At 54.0% G+C, this 11,708-nt stretch carries 9 protein-coding genes; all 9 read left to right on the plus strand.

The window, feature by feature from the left end; translation table 11 throughout:
• Nucleotides 1-84: 84 nt before the first annotated feature.
• The 9 genes from ACFQ88_RS07995 (at nucleotide 85) to ACFQ88_RS08035 (ending at nucleotide 11,558) form a co-directional block, all read left to right on the plus strand.
• Complete coding sequence (locus tag ACFQ88_RS07995) at nucleotides 85-2,979, plus strand: cobyric acid synthase (RefSeq protein ID WP_379453758.1); 2,895 nt, start codon at nucleotides 85-87, stop codon at nucleotides 2,977-2,979.
• Nucleotides 2,976-3,542, plus strand: coding sequence for a cob(I)yrinic acid a,c-diamide adenosyltransferase (locus tag ACFQ88_RS08000; protein ID WP_239632555.1), 567 nt, complete (start codon nucleotides 2,976-2,978; stop codon nucleotides 3,540-3,542). The genes ACFQ88_RS07995 and ACFQ88_RS08000 overlap by 4 nt, the downstream gene beginning before the upstream one ends.
• Nucleotides 3,539-4,555 (plus strand): RluA family pseudouridine synthase, encoded by a 1,017-nt coding sequence (locus ACFQ88_RS08005; RefSeq protein WP_379453759.1) that lies wholly within the window; start codon nucleotides 3,539-3,541, stop codon nucleotides 4,553-4,555. Before ACFQ88_RS08000 ends, ACFQ88_RS08005 begins: the two co-directional genes overlap by 4 nt.
• Nucleotides 4,556-4,856: 301 nt before the next feature.
• Nucleotides 4,857-5,222 (plus strand): arsenate reductase family protein, encoded by a 366-nt coding sequence (locus tag ACFQ88_RS08010; protein ID WP_379453760.1) that lies wholly within the window; start codon nucleotides 4,857-4,859, stop codon nucleotides 5,220-5,222.
• Between the two features lie 63 nt (nucleotides 5,223-5,285).
• A complete protein-coding gene (locus ACFQ88_RS08015; protein ID WP_379454351.1) occupies nucleotides 5,286-6,323 on the plus strand; it encodes a site-2 protease family protein in 1,038 nt (345 codons plus the stop codon).
• 65 nt (nucleotides 6,324-6,388) lie between these two features.
• A complete protein-coding gene (locus tag ACFQ88_RS08020; RefSeq protein WP_379454352.1) occupies nucleotides 6,389-7,573 on the plus strand; it encodes an aminotransferase class I/II-fold pyridoxal phosphate-dependent enzyme in 1,185 nt (394 codons plus the stop codon).
• 733 nt (nucleotides 7,574-8,306) lie between these two features.
• Complete coding sequence (locus tag ACFQ88_RS08025; RefSeq protein WP_239632561.1) at nucleotides 8,307-9,389, plus strand: Gfo/Idh/MocA family protein; 1,083 nt, start codon at nucleotides 8,307-8,309, stop codon at nucleotides 9,387-9,389.
• 59 nt (nucleotides 9,390-9,448) lie between these two features.
• A complete protein-coding gene (locus ACFQ88_RS08030; protein WP_379453761.1) occupies nucleotides 9,449-10,471 on the plus strand; it encodes a Gfo/Idh/MocA family protein in 1,023 nt (340 codons plus the stop codon).
• 148 nt (nucleotides 10,472-10,619) lie between these two features.
• Nucleotides 10,620-11,558: an AraC family transcriptional regulator gene (locus ACFQ88_RS08035; RefSeq protein ID WP_379454353.1), complete on the plus strand. Its 939-nt coding sequence runs from the start codon at nucleotides 10,620-10,622 to the stop codon at nucleotides 11,556-11,558.
• Nucleotides 11,559-11,708 lie beyond the last annotated feature (150 nt).

The raw sequence follows: 11,708 nt of genomic DNA on the forward strand, positions 1-11,708 counted from the left end.
GCTTCGTTCGGCAGCATTGTCCGAGCCCGAAGTAAAGGATGAAGGGATATATATAATAACCTATACGAGAAAGGGGGATTCACCATGCTGGAACGGCACGGTCATGGAGGCGATCTGTGGACGGCGGCGGAAATGTTCGGGAAAAGCAAGGACGAATTTCTAGATTTCAGCTCGAATATGAACCCGCTGGGGCCGCCTGCGGCTGTCCAGACGATTTTGCGGGACCGCTGGCGCGACGTGATCGCTTATCCGGATCCTGCGGTTCGCGAGCTTATCGGTAAGCTGGCGGAGAAGTATAATATTCCGACGGAGTCAATTCTGGCAGGCAACGGAGCGGCGGAGCTGATCGATCTTGCGGTACGCGTCATTCGCCCGAAGGTGACGGGATTGGCGCGGCCGTCCTTCTCGGAGTACGAGGATGCCGTCAACAAAACGGGCGGAACCATCCGTGAAATCCGCTTGGATGAAGCGGACGAATTCACGCTGCAGCAGCAGGAAGTACAGGAGGCGCTTGCCGATTCGGATCTTTTGTTTCTCGGCTCTCCGAACAATCCGACCGGTCGTCTGCTGCCGCAGGATGTAAGAGAGCTGCTTGCAAGAACGGACAAGCCGGTCATTTTGGACGAAGCATTTATTGATTTCTGTCCTAATGAACAGAATATTTCGTTAATCCGCCAAGCCGCTCGGTCCCGGCATTTGATGGTCATTCGTTCGATGACGAAGTTTTACTCGATCCCGGGACTGCGGCTTGGCTTCATCGTTGCCCATCCTGATCGCATCGCGGAGATGCGCGCCCAGCAAGTACATTGGAGCGTCAATACGCTGGCTCAATTGGTTGGAGCCGCCGTGTTGGATGACGACGAGTTCGAACGGCGCACGCATGCTTGGCTTTTGGAGGAGCGCCCATGGCTCGTGGCAAGACTGCAGTCGCTCGGCTTGATCGTAACGCCCAGCCAAACGAACTATTTGTTGTTTTCGCTTCGTGGTCTGAGACTTCAAGTCAAAGAGCTGCAGACGGAAATGGGAAAGAGAGGCGTACTTATCCGCGACGCATCGCTGTTTCCGGGGCTGGACGAGACTTATGTCCGGGTTGCCATTCGTTTGCGGGAGGACAACGAGCGGCTGGTTCGCGAGCTTCAGGCATCGATTCTGGAGCTGCTCGGGCGTGGTGACGGAAAGCCGTTGCATGTGGAAGCTTCGGTTGTTTCGCTTCCAACGGCGCCGCCGATCGTTCAAGCCTATCGTGAGGAAGCCGCAGGGGCAGGCGGGGCTTTGGCAATACAGAGTGGAACGGGCTCTATCGATTCTGTTAGCGGGACGGAGCGGAGCGCGGGCCTTTCCCCGGCTGTCGTCGGTGCTGAATCGTCACTAGCTGCAACGCTTATGGTGCAGGGAACGTCCTCGGATGCGGGCAAAAGCCTTATTACTACGGCGCTATGCCGTATTTTGCTGCAGGACGGCTTGAGCGTAGCTCCCTTCAAATCGCAGAACATGTCGCTCAATTCGTACGTGACTCCCGACGGCAAGGAGATTGGGCGCGCTCAAGGGATGCAGGCCGACGCCTGCCGTATTCCCGCGACTACCGATATGAACCCTATTCTGCTGAAGCCGAAAAAAGATATGGTTTCCCAGGTGGTCGTACATGGGAAGCCTTACCGCGATTTGGACGCAAGGACGTATCGCGAGAAATATTTGGACGAAGCGGAGATCATCGTCAAGGATTCGCTGCGAAGACTAAGACAATCGCATGATGTTGTTGTGCTTGAAGGAGCGGGGAGCCCTGCGGAGGTCAACCTGAAAAGCCGCGATATCGTCAACATGCGGCTGGCAGGTTGGGCCGATGCGCCGGTTGTGCTGGTCGCCGACATTGATCGCGGCGGTGTATTTGCTTCCCTTGTCGGTACGCTGGACATTTTGAGCGAGGAAGAACGGGACCGTGTAAAAGGCTTTATCATCAACAAATTCCGCGGCGATGTGACGCTGCTGCAGCCTGGGCTGGATTGGCTCGAGAATCGTACCGGCAAGCCGGTGCTCGGCGTCGTTCCTTACTTGCCTGATCTGGAGCTGGAGGATGAGGACTCGGCTTCGCTCGACCGCAAGCTGGCTACAGGCGTGCTGACTAGGGGAAGATCAGCTAGTGCAGCCGGCATAATGGAGACGGAAAGTGCGTCCGCATCGACTCTGGATATTGCAGTGATCCGTCTGCCCCGGCTGTCCAACTTTACGGATATCGATCCGCTGCTGTATGAATCCGACGTCAGCTTGCGCTTTGTCCAGACGCCGGATGAGCTGGGACAGCCTGATGCCGTTCTGCTTCCCGGCAGTAAAAATACGGTCGACGACCTGCTCTTTTTGCGCCAGACCGGGCTGGAGCAAGCGCTGCTGAACCATGTAGGGCAAGGCGGCCGGATGGTCGGCATATGCGCAGGATATCAAATGATGGGCGAGCGGCTGCTCGATCCGGAGCTGGTTGAATCGGACCGTCCGGAAACGGCAGGACTGGGCCTTTTTCCAACCGAAACCGTGTTTACCTCAGACAAGCGTACCGTTCGTGCCGAAGGCTGGACGCAGCTGTACGGAAACCAGGAAGGCATCTCCCCTCAGGAGGAGCGTTACCCGATCCATGGCTACGAGATTCACATGGGCCGAACCCGCTTTCTGCAGCCTGTAGAGCACCCGTTTCAGCTGCTGGACCCCGATGGGGGTACGGGCGTCCATGCGGATGGCGCCGTAACCGGAGACGGCAAGTGCTGGGGGACGTATGTGCACGGAATTTTGCATAACGACGATTTCCGCCGGGCGTGGCTGAACGAGCTCCGCCTTAGCAAGGGACTGGAGCCTGCTCCTGCGGAGCTGCGGTTTCAGGCAAGACGAGAGGCGGCGTTCGACCGGCTGGCGGATCACGTAAGAAGCCACTTGGATATGGAGCGTCTCTATGAGATGATGGGAGTACGAAACTTGAAGGAGGAGAACGTGTGAGAATTTATACGCGAACCGGCGATGCCGGACAAACCGGGGTCATCGGAGGCCGAGTCGACAAGGATGACGTGCGAGTGGAGGCTTATGGCACGGTCGACGAGCTGAATTGTTTTGTCGGTCAAGCGATGGGATTCCTTGATCCGGCGATATTCGCCGATTTGTTGGCTGACTTGCTGGAAGTGCAGCACGAACTGTTTGACTGCGGGTCCGACCTGGCGCTGCTTAAGCAGGAGCTGCGGCCTTACAAGGTGACGGCCGAGATGGTCGACAGGCTGGAGACATGGATTGATAAATATGACGCGGAGACGCCGGACATTAAAAAGTTCATTTTGCCCGGAGGGGTTCAGGCTTCATCCGCTTTGCACGTTTGCAGGACGATCTGCCGCCGTGCCGAGCGCCGGGTGGTGACGCTTGCCAGAACCCAGCCGATCAACGAGCAGGTTCGCCGTTATTTGAACCGGCTGTCGGATTTCTTCTTTACGGTCGCCCGGCTGGCCAATGTGAGAAGCGGTGTTCAGGATGTGGAGTATGCACGCAGCGCCGAGGTGTTTCGCCGTAAATGAAGCCTTACTATGAACCGCTTGTCTATCATGTCTCGCCTGAAGAAGAAGGAATTTTTCTCAAGACGATTTTGCAGAGCCGGATGGGGCTGTCGCGCAAGCTGCTTTCCCGGCTGAAGCTGACGGAGCAGGGCATCACGGTCAACGGGGAGCGCAAGTATATCAGCGTGCGTGTCCAAGCGGGAGATGTCGTGGAGGTTCGGATGGAACAGGAGCAGTCCGACGATATTTTGCCGCAGGACCTGCCCTTGACCATCCTGTACGAGGACGACCATCTGCTGGTCCTGAACAAGCCTGCTGGGATGATCGTTCATCCGACGCACGGCCATTACGTGAATACGCTGGCCAACGCCGTTGTGTACTATTGGCAGCAGCAAGGCTGGAATTACCGGTTCCGGCCGATCCACCGGCTCGATCAGGAGACGTCGGGCACACTTGCCGTAGCCAAAAATCCGTTCATCCATCAGCAGGTTTCCGAACAGATGCAGGCCCATGAAGTGAAAAAGGAGTATCTCGCGCTGGTTCACGGAGCTGTCGCCAGTGACGAAGGTACGGTGAACGAGCCCATCGATCGAGACCCGGAGCAGCCGCATCTCCGCATCGTAACGGAGAGCGGGTATTCGGCGGTAACGCATTACCGCGTCGAGCGCCGATTCCGCGAAGCGACGCTTGTGCGGCTGTGGCTTGAAACCGGAAGGACGCATCAAATCCGCGTACATATGAAGCATTTGGGCCATCCGCTGCTTGGCGACAAGCTGTATAAGCTGGAAGCGGGCGGGTTGGGCCGCAGCATGGAAAGCCCGTCCGATGATGATCAAGCCTGCAGCGGAAATAAAGCTCCCGACGGAGAGTTAGGCACGGCGGCTCAGGAGGATGCCTTCGGGCTGGAGCGCCATGCGTTACATGCCTGCTCCCTGGGCTTCGTCCACCCTGCTACCAAGCAGTGGATCGAGTTTCAAGCGCCTTTGCCGGAAGATCTGGAGCAGTGTATCCGCCTGCTGCATGATCTTGGATGAGGAGACTTTGCGGAAGCTGCAAAGTGAGCTTGTCGAGAAGTTGTATAATCCGGTGGGGTATGCCCCTCGCTGTTGAAGCCTGTGAAACTGATTATATTTAGATGTAATTTCACAGGTTTCAAAGGCGGACGTAAACTCCTCCAGGGTTTCTCGATAGCCTGAGACTTTGCGGAAACCGCAAAGTCTTTTTTTCGTATATATTGAGACACGCGCTTCCATATTGGGGTCAACTTGACAATAGACCGGCTTTAGCCGAAAATTTAATGAAAACCATTGTGTTCCAGAAGGAGTAATGACCACCATGAGCAAAACCGTTACCGTATACCAATATCCCAAATGCGGCACGTGCCGAGACGCTATGAAATCGCTCAAAGCCAAAGGGCTGGAAATCGAGCCCATACACATATTTGATACGCCTCCCAGCGTACAGGAGCTGAAAAAGATGATAGCCGACAGCGGCCTCGACATCAAAAAATGGTTCAACACGTCGGGTGAAGTATACAAGGAAATGCAGCTGAAGGATAAGCTGCCGCAAATGACCGACGAGCAAAAAGTCGAGCTGTTAGCCTCCAATGGAAGGCTTATCAAACGGCCAGTCGTTACGGACGGCACCAAGGTGACGGTCGGATACAAAGAAGAGCAGTACGAAGAGGCCTGGGGCCGCTAATGGACTGTAGGAAGGAGCGAATCACTGTTGCAGCCTAAAAATCAAAAGAAAAATCCTTTATGGATGATCGGCGCGGCCGCAGCCTTTATTCTCGCTCAGGGCAAATGGGTTCTGTCGCTACTGAAGATGGGGAAATTCGGCGGTGTCCTCTTGTCCATGCTGCTGTCTATCGGAGCGTATGCGTTATTGTTCCCATGGGGCTTCTCCGTCGGGTTTGTGCTGCTGATTCTGATCCACGAGCTAGGGCACGTTATCGCCGCCAAGCAAAGAGGGCTGCCGGTCAGCGCGCCGGTATTCATCCCGTTCGTAGGGGCGATGATCAATATGAAGCGTCATCCGAGAGATGCGGTCACGGAAGCTTATGTAGCGATCGGCGGACCGGTGCTTGGAACGGTAGGCGCACTTATCGTCTTTGGTCTCGGCATCTATTTCGATCATACCTCCGTCGGCAAGCTGTTCTATTCCCTGGCGCTATCGGGGTTTCTCATCAATCTGTTCAACCTTCTGCCGATCCATCCGTTGGACGGAGGTCGAATCGCCACCGCGGTTTCCCGCTGGTTATGGCTCGTAGGCCTGGTCGGGGGCCTCGTTCTTATCATTTATCATTTTAACCCGATCCTGCTGATCATCTGGGTTATGTTCGCTTACGATTTGTATAAAAAATTCGTCAAGCAGCGCAAGCACGGGGAGCAGCGTCTGATCAACGCAAGCTTCCTCATTCCGGCCGAGCCTTTGATTGAACAGGGCTATTTAATTCCCGGCGAAGAGCACAAACGGGATTTGCCGTTCGTGACGTACTCCGATTTGGATGGACAGCAGTATGTTCGCGTTGTCTGGGATAGCTTGAGCTTTCAAGGGACGATTCCGCTGATGCAGCAGGGAATCATAAGACGAACGCACGTTACTCGGCTGGAAAGGATTCAAAAAGAAGACGGCCTGCATCTGATGATTCACTGCCAGGTCGATTATGAGCCTTTCGAAAACGACAAATATTACGAAGTACCGAGTGCGGCTCGCTGGAAATTCGGCATCGCCTACTTTGCTCTTGCGGGCTTCCTGTTCTACATGATGTCGCTCGTTCATAAAGTCGGCAACATCTAAATGCCCGGTGAATTGCCATGGAATGTTAAGCAGAAGTTCATTATATGAGAGAGGTTACACAACCGATGAAAAACTACCAATCCAAGCGGCTATCCCAGTTGGGATCCGCTATTTTTTCTGAAATGGCGCAGTGGAAGGAAGAGGTCAGAGCGAGCGGAATGGACGTCATCGATCTCGGGATCGGAAGCCCTGATCGTCCTCCGTCCGATAAGGTCATTCGCGCCATGGAGCAGGCGGTCCGCAAGCCGGAAGTATACGGATACCCGACCTCCGAAGGCAGCCCTGCTTTTAGGGAGGCCGTAGCCCGCTGGTACAAGCACCGTTTCGAGGTCGAGCTGGACGCCGAATCGGAGATTGTCACCTTGATGGGATCGCAGGACGGACTTGCCCACCTGGCGATGGCTGTGTGCGATCCGGGTGACGTCGCTATGGTACCGGACCCCGGCTATCCGATCTATTCGGCCAGTCTGGTGCTTGCCGGCGTCGAAGCGTATTTTTTGCCGCTTAGAGAAGAGAACGGCTATTTGCCGAAATTGCAGGAAATACCCGGGGAAGTATTGCGCAAGGCCAAATTCATCCTGCTGAATTACCCGAGCAACCCGCTGTCGGCTGTCGCAACGCGGCCGTTCTTTGAAGAATTGGTTGCTTTTGCGAAGCGGCACGAGCTGTTGGTCGTCCATGACTTGGCCTATTCGGAAATGGCGTTCGACGGCTTTCGTCCCATGAGCATTTTGGAAGTCGAAGGGGCCAAAGAAGTAGCGGTTGAGTTTCATTCCTTGTCGAAAAGCTTCAATATGGCCGGCTGCCGAATCGCCTTTATGGTGGGGCAGAAGGACGCCGTTCGCGCGCTCCGCGTTTTGAAGTCCAATATTGATTACGGTGTGTTTTTGGCAGTACAGGAAGCGGGAATTGCTGCATTGGAGGAGGATATGGAGCAGCGGGAGTCTGTGGCGGGCTTGTATGAGCGCAGACGCAATATCGTGATTGACGGCCTTGCAGCAGCCGGCTGGACCATTCCCAGGCCGAGGGCGACGATGTTCATTTGGGCGCGAATTCCCGAAGGCTGGACAGCTCGACAAATTTCCCGGGAAATCCTGTATAAAGCAGGCGTTGTCGTCATACCGGGAGATGCTTTCGGCAAAGAGGGGGAAGGCTACGTACGAATCGCTCTTGTCCAGGAAGAGGATCGATTGCGTGAGGCTGTGCGGCGCATCGGGGAGTTTTTGCAAACGGTGAGGCCTTCGAAGTGAAGCTTTGCGGACATCCGATACAGTGATTAGTCCGAAAGGGATCTTGTAAATGCACGCCATGGTTTCTTATAAGATTAGTAAAGTAAAATGTTTAGGAGTCACATGAGTGGCTCCTTTTGTTATATTTAAGACAGGTTAGAAATATGGAAACAAACTTTCTAAAGCAGATTCTATTCGATGATCACAGATAATTGGATAAAGTTCGTGTCGTGGATTCGCGAAACGGTTCCTCATTTCTGAGATTGAGATGATGAATGAAGGGGATTCCGCAGTTTTATTGCGTAGCGCAACTCTCAGAGTAGAACAAGAGAGGGAATGGGTGTGGGGTGGAGGAGCGGCAGCGTCCGCCTTTGAAGCTCGTGTTCCTACCGCGACAAGCCTACAATTCAAAGGAACACGACTTCAACAGCGGCCGCAATCCCATACCCTATTCCTCCCTACGCACAAACGTACATTTTACATCAAGGACGCCATGAGGTGCTAAAGCTACCACAATAGAATCGTTAACGTTCCGAGGTCATCGGATGTGAAATTTCTATTTGGCGATAAAAGCTACCTTGAAACGCGGTCGCTCCGCTGTGAAACGACCTCGATAGAGCTTTTTCTCCACGTTAAAAATATGTTTCCGGACGTCGCAATTTTGCACTTCTGCTTGTCATTTATTTGAAATTTAAACGATTTTTCAAACATGCTAAGATAAAGCCAAGTCGTTATTTCAAAGGAGAGATATCTGATGTCCGCAAAGCTAAAAGTAGGCATTATCGGCTGTGGAGGCATTGCCAAAGGCAAGCATCTGCCAAGTCTTGTGAAGCTGGAGCAAGTGGAGCTTGTCGCTTTTTGTGACATTATTGAGGAACGGGCTCAACAAGCAGCCGATAAGTACGGTGTCGCCGGAGCCAAGGTGTATGACAACTATACGGAGCTATTGAGCGACCGTACAATCGACGTAATCCATGTATGTACCCCTAACGATTCCCATGCTGAAATATCCATCGCTGCTCTGGAAGCGGGCAAGCATGTCATGTGCGAGAAGCCTATGGCCAAAACGGCGGCAGATGCTCGCCGGATGGCCGATGCGGCGGAACGTACCGGCAAAAAGCTGACGATCGGCTACAACAACCGGTTCCGCTCGGACAGCATGTATTTGAAGCAAGTATGTGATTCAGGCGAGCTAGGGGATATTTACTATGCCAAAGCTCACGCTATCCGTCGACGTGCGGTACCGACCTGGGGCGTATTCCTCGACGGGGAGAAGCAAGGCGGAGGCCCGCTGATCGATATCGGGACGCATGCGCTCGATTTGACGCTGTGGCTGATGAACAACTATGAACCGAAAGCGGTTTTGGGCACAACGTTCCACAAGCTTTCGCAAAAAGAAAACGCTGCCAACGCATGGGGCCCATGGGATCCTAAGAAATTCACGGTCGAGGACTCCGCCTTCGGCATGATTACGATGAAGAACGGCGCGACCATCGTCTTGGAATCGAGCTGGGCGTTGAATACACTGGACGTCAAGGAAGCGAAAAGCACGCTGTGCGGCACCGAAGGCGGCGCGGATATGGAAGACGGACTGCGCATTAACGGTGAAAAGCACAGCCGGCTGTTTATGAATAAGGTGAGTCTGGATGCAGGCGGCGTCGATTTTTATGACGGGAAAAAGGAAAGCATGCAGGATACGGAAATTCGCCTCTGGATCGATGCGGTATTGAACGACAAGCAGCCGATCGTGACTCCGAAGCAAGCTTGTGTCGTGTCGGAAATTCTCGAAGCCATTTACAAATCCGCCGAGACCGGCGAAGCGGTTTATTTCGATTAAAATCCATTGCAGCTTCGATACCGAAATGCATTATACTTGAATAGACGGAGGTACATATCATGATCAGAGTAGCGATGTTGAGCTTTTGGCACGTTCATGCCAATGACTATGCCCGCCAAGCCACCGAGCATCCCGGCACCGAGATTGTGGCCGTATGGGATGAAATTGCCGAACGCGGCCGTAAGCAGGCTGAAGAACGCGGTGTGCGGTTCTACGACGATTTGAACGAGCTGCTGGCGCAGGACGATATCGACGGAGTCATCGTCGATACTCCGACGAATATGCACCGGGACGTGATGGTAGCGGCCGCTCAGGCCGGCAAGCACATTTTCACCGAGAAGGTCGTTGCGACTACATTGAAGGAATGCAATGAGATTTTGGCGGCCGTCGAGGAAGCCGGGGTCAAGCTGACCGTATCGCTGCCTCGATTGAATGCGGACTATACGCTGGCGGTGCAAAACATTTTGCGCGAAGGCGTTCTTGGAGAAGTGACGCTGGTCCGCACCCGCTTGTCCCACAACGGAGGCGTGCCTTCCGAGCGCGGTCAGCAAGGCTGGCTGCCGGCTCATTTTTTCGACAAAGAGCTATGCGGAGGCGGAGCTATGATCGATTTGGGCTGCCATCCGATGTATTTGGCCCGGCTGTTCCTTGGGGTACCGGACACGGTTTCGGCGAACTACGGTTATGTTACCGGCCGGGAGGTGGAGGACAACGCGGTTACGGTACTTAGGTACTCGAACGGTGCTTTGGCGGTAGTCGAAGCCGGCTTCGTAAACCGGCACTCTCCGTTTGTGATCGAGGTACACGGCACGGAAGGAAGCTTGCTGTACTCCACTCATGACAACAAGCTGCTAGTTCGCAGCTCGAAGCTTGGGGATGAAGCGTCCAAGGAATGGCAGGTGCAGCAAGGGCTTCCGGAAAACCGCCCTTCCGCGTTCCATCAATGGGTTAGCCATATCGAGAACGGCACGAATGCCGATGAAAATATTGAACTGGCCCTGGATTTAACCCGATTAATGGAAGCGTCGAACCTGTCGGCAGGCAAGGGCGAGCCTATCAAGCTGGCCGATCTCGCGCAATAATGCTGTAATGAAGCTTCGGGGAAAGGCTGTTCTTGCCTTGCTGCGGCAGGCTTGGACGGTCTTCCCCATCTATGCTTTTGCTTAAGGAGTGTGGATGCATTTGGAGTGCTCATCGAGAGTTATTTCTAAACCTTATGCTTTTGAGCTGATGCTGGAGCAGCCTTCCGCACTGGACCGGCTGGACCTCGAATTCCGTTGGGGGAATTACGGGATCCGTATGCTGCGGTTTCATCATACGAGCTTTCCTCCAGGCCGCATTATTAATTTCCACAAGCATTCCGATTACGAATTTCATTATATTCCCCGGGGAAAAGGCACCGTCGTACTGGGCGACATTCCATACCCGCTGCAGGAAGGCATGCTTTACTTGACTGGACCGAACCTGCTTCATTATCAGGAAGCGGACCCGCAGGAGGCGATGGATGAGCTGTGCCTGCATCTGGATATCGTCAAGCTGGAGCCGGGATATTCTCCGTCCAACGGCGCTGCAAGCGCGGAGGACTGGGGGATGAAATGGGAGATTGCCGAAGCCGAAGCATGTATCCAACAGCTTCAGTCTTTGCCTGCACGACCGGCCGCCGATCAATACCGCGCGATGGATTGCTTCTTGACAGCGTACCGGGCTTGGTATGAGAATCAGCCTGGGCTGTTTACGGTATTGAAGCAGTCGATCATTCAAATATTGCTCCGTACCGCACGCTCCTATGCGTCTGTTCCGCAATCGGATTTGCCTTCGCGGGACATGAAGCATTACCGTTATCAGCTTGCCGTTCAATTTATTAAAGATAACTATATGGAGCCATTGACCTTGGAGGTAGTAGCCGAACGGGTGCAGATCAGCCCGCGACAGCTGCAGCGAATTTTCCGCGATCATACCGGATCCACGTTCAGCGAATATATCGAGCAGGTGCGCTTGACCCACATCTGCAGCGAGCTCAGCCTAAGTACGGAAACGATCGACCAGATCGCCTTTCACAACGGCTTCTCCAGCTCCAACTACCTGCACTATGTTTTCAAAAAGAAATTCGGCATGACCCCCATGCAATACCGCCAGCAGCACCGGATCTTGTCTCCATCGACTTCTTAAGTCGTCTGCCTTTGCAGTTGTATGAACCTGAACAGAGAGCACCGCTTATACGCTAGGTGTCCGCAACGTTTCTTCAAGGCGGCTGGAGCGAATAAGGGGTGTTTTTCGCGTGAAACTCCCCCATAACCGGCGGAGCCGTGTTATACTGGA

The organism is Paenibacillus sp. NPDC056579 (genome assembly GCF_042793215.1).
Lineage (GTDB): Bacteria > Bacillota > Bacilli > Paenibacillales > NBRC-103111 > Paenibacillus_S.